Consider the following 24,592-nt stretch of genomic DNA (forward strand, 5'->3'; position numbering starts at 1 on the left):
GACGCCGTGGCCGGTGTCCCCGCCCGCCAGCGCGGCGACGCCCAGCGACCCGCTGCGGGTCCAGCGTCGCCGCCGTCGCGGCGTCGAGCTCCCGCGAGCACGAGGACCACGGGCGACCGTCCGCCGGGACCGCCTCGTCCGGGCGCCGGGTCCGGCCAGCGCGGCGAGCACCCGCCGCCGCACGCTGCGGACGTCCTCGGCGCGCGCCCGCAGGTAGGGGTCGTCCATCGCCTCGAGCTCCCCGCCCAGCGCGGCGAGCCGGTCCCCCCACGCCGTGGGCGCGGCCGCGCCGGCGGCGACGTCGGCGGCCACCGCGCCGGCCAGCTCGGGGTCGGCCAGCAGGGCCTCGTGGGCCTCGAGGACGGCGCCCGCCGGGCCGGGGCCGCCGGCGGCGGACCGGCGCAGGGCGGCCAGCTCGGCGAGGGCGCGGGCCACGGCGGCGTCCGAGCGCCGCCGCTCCTCGGCCGCATCGCCGGGCCGGTAGCCGGAGAGGTCGATCGCGCCGCCTCGCACGACCGCCGGGCCGAGGGCGACGTCGGTGCCCGACCCGGCGGCGGGCGGCGTGGGCGCGCCCTCCGGTCCGGGGCCGCGGGGGCTGCCGGGCCGGGGGACCGGTCGCCCCAGGAGTCCGCGGCCAGCGCCCGCACCGCCTCGGTCAACGACTCGGCCCCGGGCCCGGACGCCTCGAAGCGCAGCCGGTCGCCCTGCCGCACGGCGAGCGTCACGAGCCCGGACAGGCTGCGGGCGTCGACCGGACCGCGGCCCGTGCGCAGGTTCGTGACCGCGGCGGTCGCGTCGGCGGCCCGCACGAGCCCGACCAGCCGGGCGGCCGGGCGCGCGTGCAGGCCGTGCGGGGTGTCCACGGGCAGCTCGGCGACGACCTCGGGTGCCGCGGGCGGCGCCGGCGTCCCGGACGCCGCCGGGTCCGCCGCCTCTCCCAGGTGGTCCTGCTTGGCGGCCAGTCCGCGGCCGGCCTCCTCGAGCACCGCGTCCAGCGGCGCGCCGGTGGCCGCCGTCACCACGGCGGCGACCAGCCCCTCGACGAGCGGAGCGGGTGACAGGCGCACCCGCTCGGCGACGTCGGGCGGCAGGAACTCCCGCGCCATCTCCGCGCTGAGCACGGCGCTGCCGAGGTCGAGGAGCACCAGCACGCCGTCCGGCGCGTCGACGGCGGTGATGGCCTCGGCGACCGCGGCCGCGTCCGTGCCGAACCCGTCACCGGCGCCCGCCGCCAGGGCGATCGGCGGGCGCTCGTCGACCATCTCGCAGGCCAGCTCGACGGCCGCCTCGGCCAGCGCCCGGCTGTGCGAGACGACGACGATGCCGATCACGGCAGGCTGTCGGCCGCGGAGCGCAGCAGCAGCGCCGTGCTGGTGGCGCCCGGGTCCTGGTGGCCCGCGCTGCGCGGCCCCAGATAGCTGGCCCGGCCCTTGCGCGCCACGAGCGGGATCGTCGCGGCGCAGCCCTCCTCCGCCGCGTCGGCCGCCGCGGACAGCGCGTCGGCGATGCCGGCGCCCCCGGCCACCGCCGCGTCGTACGCGTCGAGGGCCGGCGCCAGCGCGTCCACCATCGTCTTGTCGCCCGGTTCGGCCCTGCCCCGGGCGACCACCCCCTCCAGCCCGGCCCGCAGCGCCCGGCCCAGCGTGGCGGCGTCGACGGCCTGCCCACCGGCCAGCCCGCCGCCGACCCGCAGGAAGAACGTGCCGTACAGCGGGCCGCTGGCCCCGCCGACGGTGCTGACCAGGGTCATGCCGGTCTTCTTCAGGAGCGCGTCGGGGGCACCGGCGGCGCCGCCGTCCAGCGCGCCGACGACCGCGCGCATGCCGCGGTCCATGTTGCTGCCGTGGTCGGCGTCGCCGATGGCGGAGTCGAGCTCCGTCAGCTCCGCGGCGTGGTCGTGGACGACGTCGGCGAACCGCCGCAACCAGCGTTCGAGCCCCTCGGCGGTGACCTCCGGCATCACATGCCCCAGCGCAGGCCGGGCGTGTTGACCGGGGCGTCCCACAGGCGGACGAGCTCGTCGTCCGCGCGCAGCAGGGTCACCGAGCAGCCGGCCATCTCCAGCGAGGTGATGTAGTTGCCGACCAGGCTGCGGGCGACCGGGACGCCGGCCTTCTCCAGCAGCTGCTGCACCTCGGCGTACATGATGTACAGCTCGATCAGCGGGGTGCCGCCCATGCCGTTGAGCAGCGCGATCACCGGGGCGCCGTCGGCCGCGGGCAGGTCGGCGAGGACCGGCTCGACGAGCATGGCCGCGACCTCCCGCGCGGGAGCGAGCGGACGCCGCTCCCGTCCGGGCTCGCCGTGGATGCCGATGCCGACCTCGATCTCGTTCTCGTCGAGCTCGAAGGTCGGCCTCCCCGCGGACGGGACCGTGCAGGAGGTGAGCGCCATGCCCATGCTGCGCCCCTGCTCGTCGACCCGCCGGGCGATGTCGGCGACCTCGGAGAGCGGACGGCCCTCCTCGGCCGCCGCACCGGCGATCTTCTCCAGCAGCACGGTCACCCCCACGCCGCGACGTCCGGCGGTGTACAGGCTGTCCTGCACCGCGACGTCGTCGTCGGTGACGACCGAGACCACCTCGACACCGTTCTCGGCGGCGAGTTCGGCGGCCATCTCGAAGTTCATGACGTCGCCGGTGTAGTTCTTCACGATGTGCAGGACGCCGGCGCCGCCGTCCACGCCGAGGGTCGCGGCCAGCATCTGGTCCGGCACCGGGGAGGTGAACACCTCCCCGGCGCAGGCGGCGTCGAGCATGCCCGGGCCCACGAACCCGCCGTGCATCGGCTCGTGCCCGGAGCCGCCCCCGGAGACCAGCCCGACCTTGCCGCGCCGGGGGGCGTCGGCCCGGAAGACGACGCGGTTGGAGTGGTCCACGCGCAGGCGGTCCCCGTGCGCGGCCTGCATGCCCAGCAGGGCCTCCCGGACGACGTCGGCCGGGTCGTTGATGAGCTTCTTCATGTGCACTATCGGACCACTCCGCCGGTGGCCGTGACAACAGTTCGGGGCCACTGTGGGGCATTGAGTCGACGGCGTGCCACGCGGGCGCCGTGCTCCGGGCGGCCGGCCCCGGGTGCCGCGCTGTCCTCCCGCCGTGCGGGCCTGCGGCGGCGGAGACCCTAAGCTCGGAGGATGGCTGACTTCCGGACGAGCACCCTGCACACGACCCGCGTCGGGGACGACGGTGACCGCATCGTCTTCCTGCACGGCCTGTTCGGCCGGGGCAAGAACTTCACCCGGATCGCCAAGGACCTCCAACCGGGCTTCCGCAGCCTGCTGGTGGACCTGCCCAACCACGGCCGGTCCGGCTGGACGGACCGGGTGGACTACCGGCAGATGGCCGACTCCGTGGCCGCGGCCTCCGGGAGGACTTCGCCGCGGGAGACCCGGTCGCCGTCGTGGGGCACTCCCTCGGCGGCAAGGTGGCCATGGTGCTGGCGCTGCGCCACCCGGAGCTCGTCTCCCGGCTCGTCGTGGTCGACATCGCGCCCACCCGCTCCGGGGGCGGGGAGGGGGAGTTCGCCCACCTGCTGGACAGCCTCGCGGCCGTGGACCTGACGGCCGTGCAGCGCCGCTCGGACGCGGACGAGGCCCTCAAGGAGCCCATCCCGTGGGACACCACCCGCAGCTTCCTGCTGCAGAACCTGCGCAGCGGCCCGGACGGGCTCGCGTGGGAGCCGAACCTCGAGCTGCTGCGGTCCAGCCTGGACGCCATCGGCGGCTTCCCGGACACCGGGGAGGCCGTCTACGAGGGGCCGGTGCTGTGGGTGGCCGGCGGGCGCTCGGACTACGTCCGTGACGAGCACGCACCGCGGATGCGGCAGCTGTTCCCCCGGGCGCACCGGGTGACGATCCGCGAGGCCGGCCACTGGGTCCACTCGCAGGAGCCGGAGAAGTTCGTCGAGGTGCTGCGCGGGTTCCTGGCGCACACGGAGGCCTGACCCCCGGGCCGGCGCCGCGCCGCCCGGTCCGCCCCGGGACCTGCGCGGCCGTCCGGCCCGGTGGTCCGCCCCGGCCGGTCCCCCTGCCGTCCGCTCCGGCCGTCCGGGCCGTGGTGCCACACTGGGGACGTGAGCCCCGCACCCTTCGACCTCGACGCCGTCGGCGCCGGCCTGCCCGTGGCCGGGGCCGCTGGTGCCCTGCGCGCGGCCCTGGCCGGCGGCGCCGCCGTGGTCCAGGCCCCGCCCGGGTCCGGCAAGACCACCCTGGTGCCGCCGCTGGTGGCCGTGCTGCTGCACGAGCGCGGGACCGGCCCCTCGCGGGTCGTCGTCACCCAGCCGCGCCGGGTCGCCGCCCGTGCCGCCGCCCGGCGCCTCGCCTCCCTCGCCGGCACCCGCGTCGGCGGGCTCGTGGGCCACACCGTGCGCGGGGACCGGCGGACCGGGCCCGGCACGCTCGTGGAGTTCGTGACCCCCGGGATCCTGCTGCGCCGCCTGCTGCACGACCCCGAGCTGCCCGGCACCGGCGCCGTGGTCCTCGACGAGGTGCACGAGCGCGGCCTCGAGACGGACCTGCTCGTGGGGATGCTCGCCGAGCTGCGCGAGCTGCGGGAGGACCTGGTGCTCTCGGCGATGTCCGCGACCGTGGACGCCGCCCGCTTCGCGGCCCTGCTGGGCCGGGACGGACCGGCGCCCGTCGTCGACAGCCCCGCCGTCCTGCACCCGCTGGGCGTCGAGTGGGCCCCGGGCCACGGCCGGCGCACCGACGAGCGCGGGGTGCGCCCGGAGTTCCTCGACCACCTCGCCCGCACCGCGGCCGCCGCCCACGCCCGGGCCCTGGCCGCGGGTCCCGGCACCGACGCCTGGTCTTCCTTCCGGGCGCGTGGGAGGTCGCCCAGGTCGCCCGCCGGCTGCGGGAGCAGGCCCCCGGCACCGAGGTCCTCGAGCTGCAGGGAGCAGGCCCCCGGCACCGAGGTCCTCGAGCTGCACGGGCGGGTCGGGGCCGCCGAGCAGGACCGGGCCACGGCCGGGCGCGCGCCGGGCGGGCCCCCGCGCGCGGTCGTGGCCACAGCCCTGGCCGAGTCCTCCCTCACCGTCCCGGGCGTGCGCCTGGTGGTGGACTCCGGGCTCGCCCGGGAGCCCCGCCGGGACGCGGCCCGCGGGATGACCGGGCTCGTGACGGTCGCCGCCTCCCGCGCCTCCGCCGAGCAGCGGGCCGGGCGCGCGGCCCGGCTCGGGCCCGGCACCGTGGTGCGCTGCTACGACGAGCGCACGTGGACGGCGATGCCCGCCCACGGCACCCCGGAGGTCGCCGCCGCCGACCTCACCGGCGCCGCCCTGCTGCTGGCCTGCTGGGGTTCCCGGGCGGGCGCGGCCTGGCCCTGCCCGATCCGCTCCCGCCCACCGCCCTCGCCGAGGCGGAGGCGGTGCTGCGCGGGCTCGGCGCGATCGACGCCGAGGGCCGCGCCACCGCGGCCGGACGCGCGCTCGCCCGGGTGCCGGCCGACCCCGGCTCGCCCGCGGTCTGCTGGCCGGCTCCCGCCTCGTGGGGGAGCGGGCCGCCGCCGAGGTGGTGGCGGCCCTCGCCGACGACCACCGGGCCCCGGACGGCGACCTGGCCCGGCTGCTGGCCGGGCTGCGCTCGGGGCGCGCCCCGGGCGCCCGGCGGTGGGCCGAGGAGACGGACCGGCTCCGCCGCGCCGCCCGCGCGGCGAGCACCGGAGACGCCGGGACCGACCGGGCCGAGGTCGCAGAGAGCCGCGACCGGGTCCGGGCGGAGCACCCCGCGCCGGTGCCCGCCGACCCCGTGCCCGCCGACCCTGTGCCCGCCGACCCCGTGCCTCGCGAGCTGGTGCCCGGCGCGGTGCTCGCCCTGGCCTTCCCCGAGCGGATCGCCCACCGGTCGGGCGGCACCTGGCTGCTCGCCTCCGGCACCCGGGCCGGCCTCCCGGAGGGCAGCCCGCTGGCCGCCCACGAGTGGCTGGCCGTCGCCGAGGCCACCCGCGCCGCCGGGCGGGCCGCCGCCGGCACGGGCGCGGTCGTCCGGACCGCCGCCGCCCTCGACCGGGAGACCGCCGAGCGGTGCGCCGAGCACCTGCTCACCGACGCGGTGGACACCCGGTACGACGGCGGGCGGGTGAGCGCGCGGCGGATCCGCGCCCTCGGGGCGATCCAGCTCTCCGCCACCCCCGTGCGACCGGCCCCGCGGCGGCCCGCGAGGCCGTGCGGGCGGCCCTGGCCGAGCACGGCCCGGGCCTGCTCGCCTGGTCCGGGGCGGCGGACGGGCTCCGGCGCCGGCTGGCGCTGCTGCACCACCGGCTCGGCGCCCCCTGGCCGGACGTCTCCGACGACGCCCTCCGGGCACGGCTCGACGAGTGGCTCGCCCCCGAGCTGGACACCCTCGCCGCCGGCGGGCCCGTGGACCTCGCCGGGGCCCTGCGCCGGCTCCTCCCGTGGCCGGAGGCCGGCCGCCTCGACGAGCTCGCCCCCGAGCGACTCACCGTGGCCAGCGGGTCACGGGTCCGGATCGACTACCCGGCGGCCGACGACCCCGCGGGCCGGCCCGTGCTGGCCGTGAAGCTGCAGGAGTGCTTCGGCTGGGCGGAGACGCCCGCGGTCGCCGGCGGGCGGGCACCGGTGCTGTTCCACCTGCTCTCCCCGGCCGGGCGGCCCCTGGCGGTCACCGACGACCTCGCCTCGTTCTGGTCCGGGCCCTACCGGCAGGTGCGGGGCGAGATGCGCGGGCGCTACCCCAAGCACCCGTGGCCCGAGGACCCGTGGTCCGCGGCGGCCACGGCCCGCACGACGCGCCGGGCCTGAGCCGCACGGTCGGCGCCGCACGGTGGGCGCCGCGCGGTTGGCGCCACCGTGTGATCTGCGTTACGGTGGGGCCACCGCACCTGCCGAGCGCGTCGATCCAGCGCGCACGGACCGGTTCGCCCACTCCGCGACCCCCGGCCCGAGGCACGCACCGGACGGACCCCCGCGACGCCATCGTTCCCGCGGGACCGCCACCGGTCACGGTTCCGCCGGGCAGCCCCCGACCCCCGGCTCGGGCGCCCCGGCTCGCTTGTCGCACCGCAGCACGCTGCGCCACACGGAATGGGTACGCACTCATGACTGCCACCTCGATCGAGTCCACCACGACGACCTCGACCACCACCACCTCGCCGCTGGCTCCCCAGGTCGCCGCGCCGGCGGTCGGCCCGGAGCTCGCCCGCTCCTGGCTGCTCGTCAACGGCGCCCAGGCCGAGCGCTTCGCGGTCGCGGCGGGGAGCGCGGCCGACGTCGTCGTCCTGGACATCGAGGACTCCGTGGCGCCCAAGGACAAGGAGCGCGCCCGCCGCAACGTGATCAGCTGGCTGGACGCCCGCGACGAGCACGGGGCGCAGCAGCACGCCTGGGTGCGCGTCAACGGCTTCGGCACGCAGTGGTGGGAGGACGACCTCCGCGCCCTCGCCGGGGTCCGCGGCCTCGACGGGGTGATGCTGGCCATGGTCGAGTCGCCCGAGCACGTGACCCGCACCGCGGAGCTGCTCAAGGACACCAAGATCGTCGCGCTCGTCGAGACCGCCCGCGGGGTGCAGCACCTGCAGGCCATCGCCGGGGCCCGGTCCACCTACCGGCTCGGCTTCGGCCTCGGCGACTTCCGCCGCGACACGGGCTTCGGCGAGAACCCCCTGACGCTGGCGTACACGCGCTCGCAGTTCACGATCGCCTCCCGGGCCGCCAACCTGCCCGGGCCCATCGACGGCCCCGCCGTCGGGGCGCTCGGCCCGAAGCTGGCCGAGGCGACGTCCGTGACCCTGGAGTTCGGCATGACCGGCAAGCTGTGCCTGATGCCCGAGCAGGCGGCCACGGTCAACGAGGGCCTGAGCCCCTCCCTGTCCGAGCTGTCCTGGGCCACCGAGTTCCTGCAGGAGTTCGACGCCGACGGCGGGGAGATCCGCAACGGCTCCGACCTGCCCCGGCTCGCCCGCGCCCGGAAGATCCTCGGTCTCGCCGGGGCCTTCGGCCTGAGCGTGCCCGAGGGCTACGACGTCCACTTCGAGGCGCCGACCGACACGTACCACTGCTGACCCGGTGGTGAGGGGCCGGCCACCGGCCCGACCGCGCGCGGCGGCGCACCCCCTGCCGCGCGTCCGAGGGACCGGCGGGTGCCGTGCAGACACGGCGCCCGCCGGTCCGTCCGCCGTCCGCCGCGACCCGGTCCGTCCTCGGCGCGACCCGGCCGGCCGGTGTTCCGTGTCCCCTCGCGACGAGCGGTCCCGGTCCGACCCGGGCCGCCCCGCTAGATTGGGCGGTGCGCACCCACCGGTCCTCCACCGCCCGCCCCGCTCCGCGACCCCCGGCCGCCCGCCGGGCCGCGGCCCTCTCGCTCGCGCTGGGCACCGGTCTCCTGGCGTCCGGCTGCGCGGCGCTCACCGCCGACGACGGGCGCGAGAGCGCCGAACGGGTCGCGGCGGCGCTGACCGCGGGCAGCGTCGAGGACCTGGGCTTCGGCGCCGTCGCCGGGCCCTTCGCCCAGCAGCAGTACGAGGAGGCCACCGCCGGGCTGGGCGAGGCCACCGCGTCCGTGGAGGTCACGACGGTGGAGGACACCGGGCAGGAGGACCGGCGGGAGGCCACCCTGGCCTGGTCCTGGGACCTGCCGGGCACGGACCGGGACTGGGCGTACGACGCCGTGCTCCCCCTGGTCCGCTCGGCGGGCGGGGAGTGGGTCCCCGAGTGGTCACCCGGCGTGGTGCGGCCGGGGCTGGAGGAGGGCGAGGCCCTGCGCGCCCGGACGGTGGCCGCCGACCGCGGGGACATCCTCGGCGCGGACGGGGAGACCCTGGTGACGGAGCGCCCGATCCGCCGGGTCGGGATCGACCGGTCGCAGCTCGACGGGGCGGAGCCCGCCGCGGCGGCCCGCCGGCTCGCCGCGGCCGTGGACATCGACGCCGACGCCTACGCCGAGGCCGTCGAGCAGGCCGGGCCCGAGGCGTTCGTCGAGGCCGTCCCGCTGCGGCTGGAGGACTTCCGGGAGCTGGACGCGCAGCAGATGGACGCCGTCCCGGGGCTGCTCGTGGTCGAGGACGAGCTGCCGCTGGCACCCTCCCGCGGTTTCGCCGCCGACCTGCTGGGCGCGGTGGCCCCGGCGACCGCCGAGGACCTCGAGGCCTCCGGCGGCGACCTGGCCACCGGTGCGCTGGTCGGCCGCGGCGGCCTGCAGGAGCAGTTCGACGACCGGCTGGGCGGGACCCCCGGCGTGGTGGTCGAGGAGGTCGTGCCCGGCGCCGACGGCGGGCCGGCCTCTGCCGGCGAGCCGCTGTTCGAGGTCCCCGCGCAGGCCGGCGAACCGGTCACGGTGAGCCTGGACCGCGGGCTCCAGGCCACCGCCGAGGAACTCCTGACCGGCATCGAGTCCCCGTCCGCGATCGTGGCCATCCGGCCCTCCACGGGCGAGGTCGTCGCGTCGGCCAACGGCCCGGGGTCGGAGGGCTACTCCACCGCGCTGCTGGGCCAGTACGCGCCCGGGTCCACCTTCAAGGTGGTGACGGCCCTGAGCATGCTCCGCGAGGGGGACACGCCCGGCACCGAGGTGCAGTGCCCGCCCTCGACCACCGCCGCGGGCGTGCAGGTCGACAACGTCGAGTCCTATCCGCCCGAGTTCACCGGCACCATCACGCTCACCGAGGCGATCGCCCACTCCTGCAACACCGCGTTCGTGGACCAGCACGAGCGGGTCAGCCAGGCGGAGCTGGCCGCCGCGGCCGGGTCCCTCGGGATCGGCGCCGAGACGGACCTCGGGCTGCCGGTGTTCACCGGCGCCGTCCCGGCGGAGGAGGAGCCGGCCCAGCACGCCGCCGCGATGTTCGGGCAGGGGCGCACGCTGGTCTCGCCGCTGGCCATGGCCAACCTGACGGCCTCGGTCGCCGCCGGGGAGCTCGTGACCCCCCGGCTGGTCACCACCGAGGGCCTGCTCGACGACGCCGCCACGACCGGGCCCGGTCCCGCGGAGCCGCTGACCGGCCCGGAGGCGGAGCAGCTGCGCACCATGATGCGGGCCGTCGTCTCCTCCGGGCACCTGGAGGTGCTGCAGGAGCTGGAGCCGGACACCGCGATCGGCAAGACCGGCACCGCCGAGTTCGGCGACGAGGACCCGCCCCGGACCCACTCGTGGGTGATCGCCGAGCACGAGGACCTGGCCGTCGCGGTCTTCGTCGAGGACGGCGGTCTCGGCTCGATCACCGGCGGACCGCTGATGCGCGACTTCCTGGCGGCCGCCTCCGCGGCCCGCACCGGCTGAGGGACCTCGGGGGTGCCGGCCCGCGCCGGCAGGCCCGCGCGTCCAGGGACGACGCATGCGGGGGCGATGCGTGCGGGGACGACCCGCGGGGCGAGCCCTTCCGGCGCGCGCCCCGCTGGCGGAGGATGGGGGAGGACGTCCCGTCCGCCGCCGCAGACCGCCGACCCTCAGGAGCTCCCCGTGCCCGAGACCGTTCCCACTCCTTCCGCGCGCACCAAGATCGGCGTGGTCGGCGCCGGCTCCGTCGGCTCGTCCCTGGCCTACGCGGCGCTGATCAAGGGCGTCGCCCAGGAGGTCGCCCTCTACGACCTGGCCGGGGACCGGGTCCGCGCCGAGGGCCTGGACCTCGCCCACGGGGCGATGTTCACCCCCAGCTCGCGGGTGACCGGCTCGGACGACGTCGCCGTGCTGGCCGGCTCCGACCTCGTCCTCGTCACCGCCGGCGCCAAGCAGCGGCCGGGCCAGACCCGGATGGAGCTGGCGGGCGCCAACGCGCAGATCCTGGAGACGCTGATGCCGCGGCTGGTGGAGCAGGCGCCCGAGGCCGTGTACGTGCTGGTCACCAATCCCTGCGACGTGCTCACGGTGATCGCGCAGAAGCTCACCGGCCTGCCCCCGGGGCGGGTGATGGCCTCGGGGACCGTGCTGGACACGTCCCGGCTGCGCTGGCTGCTGGCCGAGGAGGGCGGGGTGTCCACCACGAGCGTGCACGCCACGATCGTCGGCGAGCACGGGGACACCGAGTTCCCGCTGTGGTCGAACGCGAACATCGGGCAGATCCCCCTGCGGGACTGGACGGTGGAGGGACGCCGGCCCTTCACCGAGGAGCGGCTGGACGACATCACCCACCGGACGATCAACGCGGCGTACACGGTGATCCAGGGCAAGGGCGCCACCAACTACGCGATCGGCCTCGCGGCGACCCGGGTGACCGAGGCCGTGCTGCGCGACGAGCACGCCGTGCTGCCGGTGTCCACGGTCCTGGAGGACTACCGCGGGATCAGCGGGGTCGCCCTGTCGGTGCCCTCGATCGTCGCGCGGCAGGGCGTCGTCGAACGCCTGGTCGTGCCCATGGACGAGCAGGAGCAGGCCATGCTGCAGCGCTCGGCGGAGGCCATCCGGGCGACTCTCGCCTCGATCGGGTACTGACCCGCGCGCGGGCACCGCCCCGGGAACGGCGTCGGGGCCCGTTCCGGCGGAACGGGCCCCGATCGTGCAGTGCGGGTGCTCAGCGCGCGGACATCTCGTCCTGCGCCGCGTGGGTGAGGCGCACGGCCTCGTCGAACTCGCGCTCGACGTCCTCGTCACGCCGGTACGTGGCCTTCGAGACCAGCATGGCGGAGACCAGGGAGACGATGAAGCCGGGGATGATCTCGTAGAGGTCGGCCCACGGGGTCACGGTCCAGACGAACACGGTGACCGCGCCCAGGGCCATGCCGGTGATCGCGCCGAGGTTCGTGAGCTTGCGCCAGAACAGGGACAGGATCACGATCGGCCCGAACGAGGCGCCGAAGCCGGCCCAGGCGAAGGCCACGAGGCCGAGGATCGTGTTGTTCTGCTCCCAGGCCAGGAAGGTGGCCACGACGGCGACGGCGGCCACGCCCGCGCGGCCCAGCCAGACCTGCTTGCGCTCGGACGGGGTCTCCTTGACCGTCAGCTTGTACAGGTCCTCCACCAGGGCGGAGGAGGAGACGATGAGCTGGGAGGAGACCGTGGACATGATCGCGGCCAGCACCGCGGCCAGCACGAATCCGGCGACAACGGGGTGGAAGAAGACCTGGGCGAGGTCCAGGAACACGGACTCGGGGTCGGTGGGGCTCTCGTCGGGGCGGTTGCCGTAGTAGGCCAGGCCCACCAGGGCGGTGGCGATCGCCCCGATGACGCTGAGGACCATCCAGGTCAGCCCGATCCGGCGGCCGGTCTTGGCGTCGGCGGGGGAGCGCATGGCCATGAAGCGGACGATGATGTGCGGCTGGCCGAAGTAGCCCAGGCCCCAGGCCAGGGCCGAGATCACGCCGAGGACCGTGGCTCCGGAGACCATGGAGAGGGCGTCCGGGTTCACTGCGGTGATGTTCTCGGCCATCTGGCCGAAGCCGCCGACGTTGACGATCCCGACGACCGGGACCATGAGCAGGGCGATGAACATGAGGACGCCCTGGGCCACGTCGGTGTACGTGGCGCCCAGGAATCCGCCGAAGAGGGTGTAGGCGATGGTGACGCCCACGACCAGCAGCAGCCCGGCGTGGTAGGTCGAGCCGAAGGAGGACTGGAAGAAGAGCCCGCCGGCGACCATGCCGGAGGAGACGTAGAAGGTGAAGAACACCAGGATGATCAGGCCGGAGACGATGCGCAGCATCCGGGTCCCGCCCTTGAGCCGGTTGTCCAGGAAGGACGGGATGGTGATCGAGTTGTGCGAGACCTCGGTGTAGGAGCGCAGCCGGGGCGCGATGAACTTCCAGTTCACCCACGCGCCGAGGATCAGCCCGACGGCGATCCACGCCTCGACCAGGCCCGAGAGGAACACCGCGCCCGGCAGGCCGAGCAGCAGCCAGCCGGACATGTCGGACGCCCCGGCGCTGAGTGCCGCCACGCCGGGCTTCAGGTTGCGCCCGCCGAGCATGTAGTCGTCGAGGTTCTTGGTCCGGCTGTTGGCGTAGAGACCGATCGCGATCATGGCGGCGAAGTAGATGACGATCGCGATCGTCTGGGATATCTCTTGGGTCATGGCGTCCTTTCCGCCCGGCGCCGGCCCGGTGGAGCGCAGCGTCCAGGAGGGTGGGTGGGTCGGAGGTCCCACAGCACTTTACGCGTGCTCCCGGTCACTGACCAGCTACTACGGGTATAGGCAGACCGCCCGGAGCCCGCGCCGGGGCGGCTCAGCCGCCGTCGTGGGCCTGCAGGAACTCGTACACCTCGCGCTCGTCCACGCCCGGGAAGGCCCCCTCCGGCAGGGCGGCGAGCACGTGGGAGTGCGCCCGGGTGTTGGGCCACGCGTGGCCGGCCCAGACCCGGCTCAGGTCCTCCGGCGGGCGCCGGCAGCAGGAGGGGTCCGGGCAGGTGGAGACGGTGCGGTGCGGGGTGTCCCGGCCGCGGAACCAGCGGGCGTCGGTGAAGGCCACGCCCACGCCGATCGAGAAGGTGCCCTGGCCGGAGAGCTCCGTGCGGGTGGAGCACCAGTAGGTGCCGGAGGGGGTGTCGGTGTACTGGGCGAAGGCGGTGAACTGGTTGGGCTGGTCGAACACCGTGCGCCCGGACCACTTGCGGCAGGAGATCTGCCCCTCGATGGCGCCGGTGTGGTCGGTGGGGAACGCCAGCCCGTCGTTCTCGTAGGCCTTGTGGATCACCCCGGACGAGTGCACCTTGTGGAAGTGGGTGCGGATGCCCAGGTGGCGGGTCGCGAGGTTCGTGAAGCGGTGGCCCGCCGTCTCGTGCGAGACGGCGAACCGGTCCTTGAGGTCCTCCAGGAAGAGATCGCGGTTCTTCTGCGCCTCGAGCAGGAACGGTACGGTCTGGTCCTCGGGGAGCATGACCGCCGCGGCGAAGTAGTTCGCCTGCACCCGCTGGGCCAGGAACTCGGCGTAGTCCTTCGGGGGCTCGTGGCCCAGGACCTGGTGGCCGACCGCCTGGAGCAGCACCGCGCGGGGGTCGTGGTCCGCCCGCGGGCTCTGCACCAGGTAGATCCGCCGGTTGAGCAGGTCGGTGACCGAGCGGGTGGAGTGGGGCAGGTCGGTGACGTGGTGGATGCTGTAGCCCAGCTTGCCCACCATCTCCGAGATCACCGAGTTGGAGACCGGCCCCGAGGAGTACCCGCCCAGGGTCAGCAGCTGCTTGGCGGCCTGCTCGAGGTCCGGGAAGTAGTTGTCCCGCTCCCGCATCAGCCGGCGCAGCTGCACGTTGGCCCGGCGGGCCTCCTCCGGGGTGGCCGAGTTCTTCTCCAGCGCCTGGGCCAGGCGGTCCTGCAGGGCCACGAGCGCCTCGAGCACCTCCGTGGACAGGGCCGAGCTCACGCGCACCGTCGGCAGGCCCAGCTGCTCGTAGAACGGGGAGCGCTGGGCGCGCTCGAGCCGGATCTCCAGGGCCTCCCGCCGGTTGGCGGGCTCGGCCCCGAGCAGCGCGTCCACGCTGGTGCCGAGGACCTCGGCGAGCCGCTGCAGGAGGCTCAGCCGCGGCTCCCGCCGCCCGTTCTCGATCACGGACAGCTGCGAGGCGGCCGTGCCGGCCCGTCCGGCGAGCTCGGCCAGGGTCAGGCCGCGGTCCTTGCGCAGCGACCGGATGCGCCGGCCGAGGCCGATGAGGTCGGTGGTCCGGGGCTGCTCGTCCGAGGCCGGCTGCTCGTAGCCCCACGCACTGGTCGTCACTTCTTCATGGTATGCGAAAAATCCGGAAAGTTCGCGGAGAAATCCGGGTCCATCGGGGTTGATCAGGGCGCACAGTGGTGTGTGTCACCAGGAAGACGCGAACTTCCGGGGACCCACGAATCCCTTCGCACCACCGCCGCACCACCGTGGACCACTCGACGAGGAGCTGACATGTCCTACCCCAACGCCCCCAAGACCGCCGACGAGATCCGCCAGGAGTGGGACGCCGACCCGCGCTGGCAGAACATCACCCGCGAGTACGGCGCGGAGGAGGTCGTCCGCCTGCGCGGCACCGTGCAGGAGGAGCAGACCCTCGCCCGCCGCGGCGCCGAGCAGCTGTGGCAGAAGCTGCACACCGAGGACTTCGTCAACTCGCTGGGCGCCCTGACCGGCAACCAAGCCGTCCAGCAGGTCAAGGCCGGTCTGAAGGCCATCTACCTCTCCGGCTGGCAGGTGGCCGGTGACGCGAACCTCGCGGGCCAGACCTACCCCGACCAGTCGATCTACCCCGCCAACTCCGTCCCGGCGGTCGTGCGGCGGATCAACAACGCGCTGATGCGCGCCGACCAGATCGAGCACTCGGAGGGCATCCGCACCGTCGAGGACTGGCTGGTCCCGATCGTCGCCGACGCCGAGGCCGGCTTCGGCGGCCCGCTCAACGCCTACGAGCTGATGAAGTCGATGATCGCGGCCGGCGCCGCAGGCGTGCACTGGGAGGACCAGCTGGCCTCCGAGAAGAAGTGCGGCCACCTGGGCGGCAAGGTGCTCATCCCCACCCAGCAGCACATCCGCACGCTCAGCGCGGCCCGGCTCGCGGCCGACGTCGCCGACGTCCCCTCGCTGATCATCGCCCGCACCGACGCGGAGGCGGCCACGCTGATCACCTCGGACGTCGACGACCGGGACAAGCCGTTCGTCACCGGTGAGCGCACCGCGGAGGGCTACTACAAGGTGCGCAACGGCCTGGAGGCGTGCATCGCCCGCGGCAACGCCTACGCCCCGTACGCCGACCTGCTGTGGATGGAGACCGGCACCCCGGACCTCGAGCTGGCCAAGCAGTTCGCCGAGGGCATCCACGCGGAGCACCCGGACCAGATGCTGGCCTACAACTGCTCGCCGTCCTTCAACTGGAAGAAGCACCTGGACGACGCCACGATCGCGAAGTTCCAGCGGGAGCTGGGCGCGATGGGCTTCAAGTTCCAGTTCATCACCCTCGCCGGCTTCCACGCGCTGAACTACTCGATGTTCGACCTGGCCCACGGCTACGCCCGCAACCAGATGACGGCCTACGTGGAGCTGCAGGAGCGGGAGTTCGCGGCCGAGGAGCGCGGCTACACCGCCACCCGGCACCAGCGGGAGGTGGGCACCGGCTACTTCGACCTGGTCTCCACCGTGCTCAACCCGCAGTCCTCCACCACGGCGCTGGCCGGCTCCACGGAGACCGCCCAGTTCTGAGCCGACCGCGGGCACGGCGGCCGGAGACCCGGGCGGGTCCCCGGCCCCCCGCCCGACCTCTTGCCCGACCCTCTTCTCCGCATCTCTTCCCCGACATCTCTTCCAGGACATCTCCCAGGCGAGGAGCCAGCCATGATGACCATGACCAGCGATCCCGTGACGATCAACGGCGTGACCCTTACCGGTCACCACGTGCCCCGGCAGAACAGCGTGCTCAGCCCCGACGCGCTGGGCTTCCTGGCGGCCCTGCACCGCGAGTTCGAGCCGCGCCGCCGCGAGCTGCTGGCCGCCCGCGAGGAGCGGCGCAAGGCGATCGCCCGCGGCACCGACCCCGGGTTCCTGCCCGAGACCGCGAGGATCCGCGAGGACGACTGCTGGCGGGTCCCCCCGCCCCCGCCGGGGCTGGAGGACCGGCGGGTCGAGATCACCGGGCCCACCGAGCGGAAGATGACCATCAACGCCCTGAACTCCGGGGCCCAGGTGTGGCTCGCCGACATGGAGGACGCCAACACCCCGCACTGGACCAACGTGGTCACCAACCAGCTGAACCTCATCGACGCCCTCGAGGGAACCATCGAGTTCACCAACCCGGACGGCAAGCGATACGCCCTGGAGAACAAGGACCCGCGGGCCAACCCGACGATCGTGGTGCGGCCCCGCGGGTGGCACCTCGAGGAGAAGCACCTGTCCGTGCGCGGCGAGCCCATCGCCGGGGCGCTGGTGGACTTCGGTCTCTACGTCTTCCACAACGCCCGCCGGCTCAAGAAGCTGGGGCTGGGCCCCTACTTCTACCTGCCCAAGACCGAGTCCCACCGCGAGGCGCGGCTGTGGCACGACGTCTTCACCCGGGCCGAGTCCATGCTCGGCGCGGACCACGGCACCATCCGGGCGACCGTCCTGATCGAGACGATCACCGCGGCGTTCGAGATGGAGGAGATCCTGTGGGAGCTCGGCGAGCACGCCGCCGGGCTCAACGCCGGACGCTGGGACTACATCTTCTCGATCATCAAGAACTTCCGCACCCGGGGGCCGCGCTTCATCCTCCCCGACCGCGACGCCGTGACCATGACCCAGCCGTTCATGCGGGCCTACACCGAGCAGCTCGTGCGGGCCTGTCACCGCCGGCAGGCCATGGCGATCGGCGGGATGGCCGCGTTCATCCCGTCCCGCCGCGACGAGGAGGTCAACCGGGCCGCGATCGAGAAGGTGCGGGCCGACAAGACGCGGGAGGCCCAGGACGGCTTCGACGGGTCCTGGGTGGCCCACCCCGATCTCGTGCCCGTGTGCCGGGAGGTCTTCGACGAGGTGCTGGGCGACCGGCCCAACCAGCTCGACCGGCGGCGGGAGGACGTGGTGCCCGACGACAAGGCGCTCCTCGACATCGCCTCGGCCGAGGGGAGGATCACCGAGGCCGGGATCCGCAACAACATCGAGGTCGGGATCCGCTACATCGAGGCCTGGCTGCGCGGCAACGGCGCGGTCGGCATCCACCACCTGATGGAGGACGCCGCGACCGCGGAGATCTCCCGCTCCCAGATCTGGCAGTGGGTGAACTCCCGGGCGATCACGGACCACGGCGAGGAGATCACCCGGGAGTGGGTGCAGGAGCTCGTCGAGGAGGAGTTCGGGCGGATCGAGCGCGCCGAGGGCGACCGCTTCGACGACGCCCGCTCGGTCTTCGAGGAGGTCGCCCTGGGCGAGGACTACCCGGCGTTCCTGACGACCCCGGCCTACGAGCGGTTCCTGGCCGAGCCCGAGGACCCGCACGCCCCGGAGGAGGCCGGTCCGCGGTCCCGGGTCCGCGCCTGAGGCGCCCAGTCCGAGGGGTCCACCACCCACGGCTCGCGCGGCAGGACGTCCTCGGCGAAGACGGCGAGGACGTCCTGTGCCGTGCGCACCGGGCCGGGCAGGCCCAGCGAGGCGGCCATCCACGCCAGCACCTCCTGCGCGCCGTGGCCCGCCGCGGCGAGCTCCGAGAGGGTCACGGCACCGTCGCGCTTGGCCAGCCGCCGGCCCTCCGGCGTGAGCACGAGGGGCACGTGGGCCCACTGCGGCTCGGGCAGACCGAGCACCGCCGCCAGATAGGCCTGCCGCGGGGTCGAGGGCAGCAGGTCGTCGCCGCGCACCACCTGGTCCACGCCCTGGTGGGCGTCGTCGAGGACCACCGCGAGGTTGTAGGCGGGCCGCCCGTCGTTGCGCAGCAGCACGAAGTCGTCGACCAGACCCGTGTACGGGCCGGCCCAGCGGTCCACGACCGTGCGGGAGCGCACGTCCGCGCGCAGCCGCACCGCCGGCGGCCGGTCGCGGCGGCGGCGCGCGCGCTCGGCGTCCCCGAGGTCCCGGCACGTGCCCGGGTAGGCGCCCGGCGCCCCGTGCGGGGCGCTCGCCGCCGCCTGGATCTCCCGGCGCGTGCAGTAGCACTCGTAGGTGCGCCCCGCCGCGGTCAGCTCCGCGACCGCAGCACGGTGGGCGGTCTCGCGCGTGGACTGCAGCAGCGGCGGGCCGTCCCAGTCCAGTCCAAGACGGGCGAGGTCGGCCAGCTGCTGCTCGGCCGCGCCCGGCCGCACCCGGTCGATGTCCTCGATGCGCAGCACGAAGCGCCGCCCGCTCGAGCGGGCCGCGGCCCACGCGATCAGGGCCGTGCGCAGGTTGCCCAGGTGCAGGTCCCCGGAGGGGGACGGCGCGTAGCGGCCGGCGCCTCCGGACGCACCCCCGGAGGAGGAAGTGGTCATGGGTGCCAGGATAGACAGCGCCGGTCGGTACCCTGGCAGGGTGGCCCGCATCAACGAACTCCGCGACGGCGTCTTCGCCGTGAGCACGGACAACTGGAGACTGAACTCCGGTCTCGTGCTCGGGACCCGCCGCGCCCTCGTGGTCGACACCGGGGCCGGCCCCCGCCAGGCCCGGGAGATCCTCGGGGCCGTGCGCTCGCTGACGGACCTGCCCCTCACGGTGGTGAACACCCACGCCCACTACGACCACTTCATGGGCAACGCGGTGTTCCAGCGCGACGGCGCCGAGGAGTTCTGGGCCCACCGCGGCTGCGCCGAGGCGATCCAGGAGCACGGCGACTACCAGCGCTCCTACGTGGGCACCCACGAGCCCGAGATGGCCGCCGCGGACGGCCCGGACACCCGCCTGGTGGTGCCCAACCGGCACCTGCCGGGCACCGGCCGGCGCCCGGCGCTGACCCGGGTGGACCTGGGCGAGCGCGGCGCCGTGCTCTTCTCGCTCGGGCGCGGGCACACCGACAACGACGTGTGCGTGGGCGTGGACGACGTCGTGTTCACCGGGGACGTCGTGGAGCAGGGCTCCGACCCCAGCTTCGACGACTCCTATCCGCGGGGCTGGGCCACCGCCCTGGAGCACCTCGCCGCCCTCGACCGGTACCGGGTCTTCGTCCCCGGCCACGGCCACCCCGTGGAGCGCGGCTTCGTGCTCCAGCTGGCGCAGACCATGCGCACGGCGATCGAGCGGGTGGACGCGAGCGAGGCCGCCGCCGCGCAGCCGGACGGCCTGCGGCCCGTGACGGCCTCGATGTTCCGCCTGCCCTACAACCCCGGTGCGGCGCGCATCCTCCTGGACCGGCTCGAACGGATCAGGGTCGAGGACGCCGCGACCGCGGCGCTTGCAGCCCTGCCAGGGCCGCCGCCGCGAGCAGACTGACCCCCAGGATCGCCGCGCAGCCGGCCATCGCCGCCCAGCCGCCGCCCGGCACCCGCAGCGCGGCCCACAGCGGCAGCAGCCCGGCCGCCAGCGCACCGGCGCCGAGGACTGCCAGGCAGCGCGACCAGGCCCCCGCCGGCGCGGGGCGCTCCACCGGGCCGGTCACGCGCAGCACCAGCCCGCCCAGCGCGGCCCACCCCGCCACGACGAGCAGGGAGGCCACGACGTCGGAGGGCCGGTGCCAGCCGTTGAGCAGGGTCGCGATCCCGGTCGCGGTCGTCGCCGCCGCCCCGAGCAGGGCCACGAACGGGCGGGACCTGGCCGGCGCGGCCAGCAGCACCACCGCCACGGCGGCGGCCGCGGCGGCCGTGTGCCCGGAGGGGAAGGAGTTGCCGGCCGCCTCCTGGATGCCCAGGTCCGGCTTCTCCACGAGCACGCGCTTGAGCAGCTGGACCGTGAGGTTGGACAGCACCACCACCGCGGCCCCGGTCAGGGCGGGGGCCAGGCGCCGGGACCGCGCGACGAGCACGGCCAGGCACACGGCGGAGACCACCCCCACCGCCCAGGGGAGGAGGTCGAGCAGCTCCCGGGCCCGGTCCGAGAGACCGGGGAACGCGCCCGTGGCCTGCCGCAGGGCCAGCTCGTCGAGCCACTGGCCGGTCGGGGTGGTCAGCGCCACGACGCCCACCGCCACGGCGCCGCCGAACAGCAGGACGGCGCCGAGCACGTGCGCGAGCGCCTGGAGGACGGTCGGCGCCGGACGGTGGTGGGCGGTCGTGGTCATGGGGCTCCTGGTGGTCGGGCGGGCGGGTGTGCCGGTGCGGCCGGGTCCGCGCCCGCGGAGCCCTCATTGTTCCACGGGCGGATCGGTGCGGCCTGAGCAACCGCGCCTAGGCTGGTGGCCATGACCGAGCCCGCGCCCCTGCCCCCGCTCGACGAGCTGCTCGCCGGCGCGCACGTCGTCGCCCTGCCGATGCGCGTGCGCTTCCGGGGGGTGGAGGTGCGGGAGACGATGCTGCTGCGCGGGCCGGCCGGCTGGGGCGAGTTCGGGCCGTTCCCCGAGTACGGGGACACCGAGGCCGCAGCCTGGCTGCGCGCCGCGGTCGAGGCCGCGTGGCACGGCTTCCCTCCGCCCCGGCGCACCCGGATCCCGGTCAACGCCACGGTGCCGGCCGTCCCGGCGGCCCGGGTGCCCGAGGTGCTGGCACGCTTCGGGACGGGGGTGCGCGCCGTGAAGGTCAAGGTCGCCGAGCGCGGCCAGGACCTCCACGACGACGCCGCCCGCGTCGCGGCGGTGCGGGCCCGGCTCCCGGACGCGGAGCTGCGGGTGGACGCCAACGGCGGCTGGGACGTGCCCGCAGCGCTCGCGGCGCTGGAGCGGCTGGGGGAGCACGGGCTCGCGTACGCGGAGCAGCCCGTGCCCACCGTGGCCGGCCTGGCCGCGGTGCGGGAGGGGCTCGCCGACCGCGGCGTGCCGGTGCTCGTGGCCGCCGACGAGTCCGTGCGCCGGGCGAGCGATCCCCTGGCGGTGGCCCGGGCCGGGGCGGCGGACCTGCTCGTGGTCAAGGCCGCCCCGCTCGGCGGGGTGCGCCGGGCCCTGGACGTGGTGGCGCAGGCCGGGCTGCCCGTGGTGGTCAGCTCCGCGCTGGACTCCTCGGTGGGCATCCGGGCCGGGCTGGCGCTCGCCGCCGCGCTGCCCGAGCTGCCGTACGCGTGCGGGCTGGGCACGGTCTCGCTCATGCGCGAGGACGTCCTGTTCGAGCCGCTGCGCCCGGTGGACGGGGCGCTCGAGCTGCGGGATGCCGTCCCGGACCCCGGGCTGCTGGCGGCCCGGGCCGTGCCCGCGGACCGGCGCCGGTGGTGGCTGGAGCGGGTGCGCCGGGTGCACGCCGCCGCGTCGCGGCCCCGGGGCGTCACCGCCCGTTAATGCGGGCTTTCCCTCGGCACCCCCCACGCCTCACGCAGCGGTGGTGCAGTGGCGGAGCACCCGTTCCCCGCCCGCGGTCGCCCCGCGGAACCGATCCCCTGGGAGAGCCATGACCGACATCGCCAAGCGCCCCCTCCTTCCCATGCTGGGCCACGCCCGCGGCAAGCGCAGTCCTCTCACCTGCCAGCTGAAGTGCGGCAACGCCTGCGCCGGCCCGGAGTGCAACACCTCCGGCAACGGCTACTTCCGGGACATCGCGAGCGCCGCCCTGTCCCGCCGCTCCGCTCTCGGGCTGGGCGCCGCGGCGGCCGTGACCGTCGGTGTCGTCGGGGCCACCCCCGAGGCGGTCCAGGCCCACGGCCGCGGCCGCTCCGGACTGTCCTTCACCCCGATCGCCCCCGTCCCGAACACCGTGGACGACCTGACCGTGCCCGAGGGCTACGACTGGTCCCCGATCATCCGCTGGGGCGACCCGCTGTTCACCGACTCCCCGGAGTTCGACCCGCTGGAGCAGACCCCCGAGGCGCAGGCGAGCCAGTTCGGGTACAACTCGGACTACCTGGACATCCTGCAGGACCGCGGCGGCCGCACCGGCGTGCTGGTGAACAACCACGAGTACACCAACGAGGCGAACATGTTCCCGGCCGACCAGCTCGGGGACCTGGAGCGCGTGGCCCGCGTGGCCATGGCCGCGCACGGGATGTCCGTCGTCGAGATCGCCCGCACCGGACCCGGCCGGCCCTGGTCCTACGTGCGCGGGGGCAGCCGCAACCGGCGCATCACCCTGAGCACCCCCTTCGCGGTGGACGGCCCGGCCGCGGGGTCCGACCTGCTGAAGACCCGGGACGACCCCACCGGCACCGTGGTGCTGGGCACGCAGAACAACTGCGCCGGCGGCACCACCCCGTGGGGCACCGTCCTGTCCGGGGAGGAGAACTTCAACCAGTACTTCAAGGGCAACGGCTCCGCCGAGCAGAAGCGCTACGGGATCTCCACCGACGACCCGAGCCGCCGCTGGCACGAGGTGGACCCCCGCTTCGACTCGACCCTGCCCGGCTACGAGAACGAGCCGCACCGCTTCGGCTGGGTCGTGGAGATCGACCCGCAGGACCCGTCCTCCACCCCGGTCAAGCACACGAGCCTGGGCCGCTTCAAGCACGAGGGGGCCAACGTGCGCGTGGCCGAGGACGGCACCGTGGTCGCCTACTCCGGCGACGACGAGCGCTTCGACTACCTCTACAAGTTCGTCTCCGCCAAGAAGTACGTCGAGGGTGACCGGGCGCACAACATGACCCTGCTCGCCGAGGGCAATCTCTACGTCGCGCAGTTCACCGGGGACACCGCCGCCGAGATCGACGGCTCCGGGCGGCTGCCCTCCGACGGTGCGTTCGACGGCTCCGGGCGGTGGCTGCCGCTGGTCGTGGACGGCGAGTCGGTCGTGGAGGGCATGTCCGTGGAGGAGGTCCTGGTCTTCACCCGCCTCGCCGCGGACAAGGCCGGGGCCACCAAGATGGACCGCCCCGAGGACGTCGAGCCGTCCCCGCTGACCGGCAAGCTCTACGTGGCGCTGACCAACAACACCCAGCGCGGCACCGCCGGGAAGGCCGGCCCGGACGAGGCGAACCCCCGCACCCAGAACCGGGACGGGCACGTCATCGAGCTGACCGAGCGGAACAACCGCGCCGCCGCCCTGGAGTTCGACTGGAACATCCTGCTGGTCGCCGGGGACCCCGCGAAGAACGCGTCGACCTACTTCTCCGGCTACCCGGCGCAGAAGGTCTCCCCGATCTCCTGCCCGGACAACCTCGCCTTCGACTCCGCGGGCAACCTGTGGATCACCACCGACGGCGCCCCGGGCACGATCGGATACAACGACGGCATGTACAAGGTGGGCCTGACCGGGCGCCAGCGCGGGAACGTGGAGCAGTTCCTCGCCGTCCCCCAGGACGCCGAGTGCTGCGGCCCGGTGGTCCACGACCGCGAGCGGATGGTCTACGTGGCCGTGCAGCACCCGGGGGAGGACGGCTCGTTCGAGGAGCCCCGCTCCTACTTCCCGGACTACGTCGTGCCCACCCGGCAGGGCGACGGGGAGTGGGCGCTCCCGCGCCCCTCCGTCGCCCAGGTCTTCCCCGTGGGCCGCGACGGGGAGCCCGAGTTCCCCGGGGCGATCTCCGACCGGCCCGGCCGGGAGCGCAACGCGGGCCGGCGCCGCAAGAACGGCGAGCGCGGGCCCCGCTACCGCGGCTACAAGGGCAAGGCCACCGCGGAGACCAAGGCCGCGGCCCGGACCGCCGCCCGCTCCTACTGAGCGACCTCCGCACCGGACGGTCCCCGTCCCGCTGCCCGGCGGGACGGGACCGTCCGGTTCCCGGGACTACCCTGGTCTCCTGTGACCACACCGTCCCTCGACACCGCCCGCGCCGTCCTCGAGGAGCTCGTCGGCTCCGGGATGCGCCACCTCGTCGTCGCCCCCGGCTCCCGCTCCGCGCCCCTGGCCTACGCCGCGGCGGCCGCCCACGCCGCCGGCGCCCTGGAGGTGCACGTGCGCGTGGACGAGCGGGGCGCCGCCTTCACCGCCCTCGGCATCGCCCGGGCCACCGGCCGCCCGGCCGGGGTGGTCACCACCTCGGGCACCGCGGTGGGCAACCTGCTCCCGGCGGTCATGGAGGCCGACCACGCCGAGGTGCCCCTCGTCGTGCTCTCCGCCGACCGCCCGCCGGAGCTGCGCGGCACCGGCGCCAACCAGACCACCCGCCAGCCCGGGATCTTCGGCGAGCACGTGCGCGCCGCCCTCGACCTCCTGCCCGAGGACCGCGACGTCCCCGCCCGCCTCGCCGGGCCCCTGGCCGCGCTCACCGGCCGCGGGCCCGGCGGAGCCCGCCCCTTCGGCGAGCACGTGCGCGCCGCCCTCGACCTCCTGCCCGAGGACCGCGACGTCCCCGCCCGCCTCGCCGGG

17 protein-coding genes and 3 pseudogenes are annotated in these 24,592 nt (G+C 75.3%); 12 read left to right on the forward strand and 8 right to left on the reverse strand.

The features are described 5' to 3' along the window. The 4 genes and pseudogenes from BJF77_RS21910 to dhaK all read right to left on the reverse strand — a co-directional run. A partial coding sequence (locus BJF77_RS21910; RefSeq protein ID WP_304440999.1) for a phosphoenolpyruvate-utilizing N-terminal domain-containing protein occupies positions 1 to 513 on the reverse strand: 513 nt, incomplete at its 3' end. 179 nt (positions 514 to 692) lie between these two features. Continuing rightward, a pseudogene (gene dhaM, locus BJF77_RS21915) lies at positions 693 to 1,331 on the reverse strand (dihydroxyacetone kinase phosphoryl donor subunit DhaM); the annotation flags it as partial. Beyond that, on the reverse strand, positions 1,328 to 1,960 hold the full coding sequence (dhaL, locus tag BJF77_RS13490; protein ID WP_075872487.1) for a dihydroxyacetone kinase subunit DhaL: 633 nt from the start codon (positions 1,958 to 1,960) through the stop codon (positions 1,328 to 1,330). The gene dhaL and the pseudogene dhaM, both read right to left, overlap by 4 nt. Beyond that, the gene (gene dhaK / locus BJF77_RS13495) at positions 1,960 to 2,961 is read right to left on the reverse strand and encodes a dihydroxyacetone kinase subunit DhaK (protein ID WP_075872492.1); all 1,002 of its coding nucleotides are present in this window, start codon (positions 2,959 to 2,961) and stop codon (positions 1,960 to 1,962) included. The genes dhaL and dhaK overlap by 1 nt, the downstream gene beginning before the upstream one ends. Positions 2,962 to 3,132: 171 nt before the next feature. Between dhaK and BJF77_RS22765 the strand changes: the two are divergent. From BJF77_RS22765 to BJF77_RS13520, 6 genes and pseudogenes are all read left to right on the forward strand, one after another. Next, a pseudogene (locus tag BJF77_RS22765) lies at positions 3,133 to 3,297 on the forward strand (alpha/beta fold hydrolase); the annotation flags it as partial. A 101-nt stretch (positions 3,298 to 3,398) separates the two neighbouring features. Further along, positions 3,399 to 3,941: an alpha/beta fold hydrolase gene (locus tag BJF77_RS13500; RefSeq protein ID WP_369821413.1), complete on the forward strand. Its 543-nt coding sequence runs from the start codon at positions 3,399 to 3,401 to the stop codon at positions 3,939 to 3,941. Between the two features lie 129 nt (positions 3,942 to 4,070). Continuing rightward, positions 4,071 to 6,758, forward strand: a pseudogene (gene hrpB, locus BJF77_RS13505) (ATP-dependent helicase HrpB). A 296-nt stretch (positions 6,759 to 7,054) separates the two neighbouring features. Continuing rightward, complete coding sequence (locus BJF77_RS13510; protein ID WP_238986146.1) at positions 7,055 to 8,017, forward strand: CoA ester lyase; 963 nt, start codon at positions 7,055 to 7,057, stop codon at positions 8,015 to 8,017. 224 nt (positions 8,018 to 8,241) lie between these two features. Further along, positions 8,242 to 10,230: a penicillin-binding transpeptidase domain-containing protein gene (locus tag BJF77_RS13515; protein ID WP_139318583.1), complete on the forward strand. Its 1,989-nt coding sequence runs from the start codon at positions 8,242 to 8,244 to the stop codon at positions 10,228 to 10,230. A 180-nt stretch (positions 10,231 to 10,410) separates the two neighbouring features. Continuing rightward, positions 10,411 to 11,379, forward strand: a complete 969-nt coding sequence (locus tag BJF77_RS13520) for an L-lactate dehydrogenase (protein WP_075872488.1) — start codon at positions 10,411 to 10,413, stop codon at positions 11,377 to 11,379. Positions 11,380 to 11,458: 79 nt separating this feature from the next. Here the strand turns inward: BJF77_RS13520 and putP are convergent, their stop codons facing one another. Together putP and BJF77_RS13530 are read right to left on the reverse strand one after the other, a co-directional pair. After that, the gene (putP, locus tag BJF77_RS13525; RefSeq protein ID WP_047803211.1) at positions 11,459 to 12,955 is read right to left on the reverse strand and encodes a sodium/proline symporter PutP; all 1,497 of its coding nucleotides are present in this window, start codon (positions 12,953 to 12,955) and stop codon (positions 11,459 to 11,461) included. A gap of 151 nt (positions 12,956 to 13,106) precedes the next feature. Then, positions 13,107 to 14,588: a helix-turn-helix domain-containing protein gene (locus BJF77_RS13530; protein WP_082157340.1), complete on the reverse strand. Its 1,482-nt coding sequence runs from the start codon at positions 14,586 to 14,588 to the stop codon at positions 13,107 to 13,109. Positions 14,589 to 14,759: 171 nt separating this feature from the next. Here BJF77_RS13530 and aceA point away from each other — a divergent pair, with 171 nt between their 5' ends. Then, a complete protein-coding gene (gene aceA / locus BJF77_RS13535) occupies positions 14,760 to 16,043 on the forward strand; it encodes an isocitrate lyase (protein ID WP_047803209.1) in 1,284 nt (427 codons plus the stop codon). Between the two features lie 135 nt (positions 16,044 to 16,178). Then, positions 16,179 to 17,852, forward strand: a complete 1,674-nt coding sequence (gene aceB / locus BJF77_RS13540; RefSeq protein WP_047803214.1) for a malate synthase A — start codon at positions 16,179 to 16,181, stop codon at positions 17,850 to 17,852. On the opposite strand, the gene gluQRS is transcribed toward aceB, so the two are convergent. After that, positions 17,774 to 18,775 (reverse strand): tRNA glutamyl-Q(34) synthetase GluQRS, encoded by a 1,002-nt coding sequence (gluQRS, locus tag BJF77_RS13545; RefSeq protein ID WP_047803213.1) that lies wholly within the window; start codon positions 18,773 to 18,775, stop codon positions 17,774 to 17,776. The genes aceB and gluQRS overlap by 79 nt on opposite strands. 40 nt (positions 18,776 to 18,815) lie before the next feature. On the opposite strand from gluQRS, the gene BJF77_RS13550 reads away from it, so the two are divergent. Then, positions 18,816 to 19,709: an MBL fold metallo-hydrolase gene (locus BJF77_RS13550; protein ID WP_047803208.1), complete on the forward strand. Its 894-nt coding sequence runs from the start codon at positions 18,816 to 18,818 to the stop codon at positions 19,707 to 19,709. Here the strand turns inward: BJF77_RS13550 and BJF77_RS13555 are convergent. Then, a complete protein-coding gene (locus BJF77_RS13555; protein ID WP_075872489.1) occupies positions 19,642 to 20,493 on the reverse strand; it encodes a phosphatase PAP2 family protein in 852 nt (283 codons plus the stop codon). The genes BJF77_RS13550 and BJF77_RS13555 overlap by 68 nt on opposite strands. 120 nt (positions 20,494 to 20,613) lie before the next feature. On the opposite strand from BJF77_RS13555, the gene BJF77_RS13560 reads away from it, so the two are divergent. The 3 genes from BJF77_RS13560 to BJF77_RS13570 all read left to right on the forward strand — a co-directional run. Then, positions 20,614 to 21,636, forward strand: a complete 1,023-nt coding sequence (locus BJF77_RS13560) for an o-succinylbenzoate synthase (RefSeq protein WP_075872490.1) — start codon at positions 20,614 to 20,616, stop codon at positions 21,634 to 21,636. A 109-nt stretch (positions 21,637 to 21,745) separates the two neighbouring features. Beyond that, entirely contained in the window at positions 21,746 to 23,944 is a 2,199-nt protein-coding gene (locus BJF77_RS13565; protein ID WP_075872491.1) for a PhoX family phosphatase, read from the forward strand. 81 nt (positions 23,945 to 24,025) lie between these two features. Next, the coding region (locus BJF77_RS13570; RefSeq protein WP_255396264.1) for a thiamine pyrophosphate-binding protein at positions 24,026 to 24,592 on the forward strand (567 nt) is incomplete at its 3' end.

It is taken from the genome of Kocuria sp. CNJ-770 (genome assembly GCF_001942375.1).
GTDB classification, from domain to species: Bacteria; Actinomycetota; Actinomycetes; order Actinomycetales; family Micrococcaceae; genus Kocuria; species Kocuria oceani.

Bases quoted from the DNA above. Each gene is read 5' to 3' on its own strand.
- dhaL (WP_075872487.1), bottom strand. From the start codon at position 1,960: ATGCCGGAGGTCACCGCCGAGGGGCTCGAACGCTGGTTGCGGCGGTTC.
- dhaK (WP_075872492.1), bottom strand. From the start codon at position 2,961: ATGAAGAAGCTCATCAACGACCCGGCCGACGTCGTCCGGGAGGCCCTG.
- BJF77_RS13510 (WP_238986146.1), top strand. From the start codon at position 7,055: ATGACTGCCACCTCGATCGAGTCCACCACGACGACCTCGACCACCACC.
- putP (WP_047803211.1), bottom strand. From the start codon at position 12,955: ATGACCCAAGAGATATCCCAGACGATCGCGATCGTCATCTACTTCGCC.
- aceA (WP_047803209.1), top strand. From the start codon at position 14,760: ATGTCCTACCCCAACGCCCCCAAGACCGCCGACGAGATCCGCCAGGAG.
- aceB (WP_047803214.1), top strand. From the start codon at position 16,179: ATGACCATGACCAGCGATCCCGTGACGATCAACGGCGTGACCCTTACC.
- gluQRS (WP_047803213.1), bottom strand. From the start codon at position 18,775: ATGACCACTTCCTCCTCCGGGGGTGCGTCCGGAGGCGCCGGCCGCTAC.
- BJF77_RS13555 (WP_075872489.1), bottom strand. From the start codon at position 20,493: ATGACCACGACCGCCCACCACCGTCCGGCGCCGACCGTCCTCCAGGCG.
- BJF77_RS13560 (WP_075872490.1), top strand. From the start codon at position 20,614: ATGACCGAGCCCGCGCCCCTGCCCCCGCTCGACGAGCTGCTCGCCGGC.
- BJF77_RS13565 (WP_075872491.1), top strand. From the start codon at position 21,746: ATGACCGACATCGCCAAGCGCCCCCTCCTTCCCATGCTGGGCCACGCC.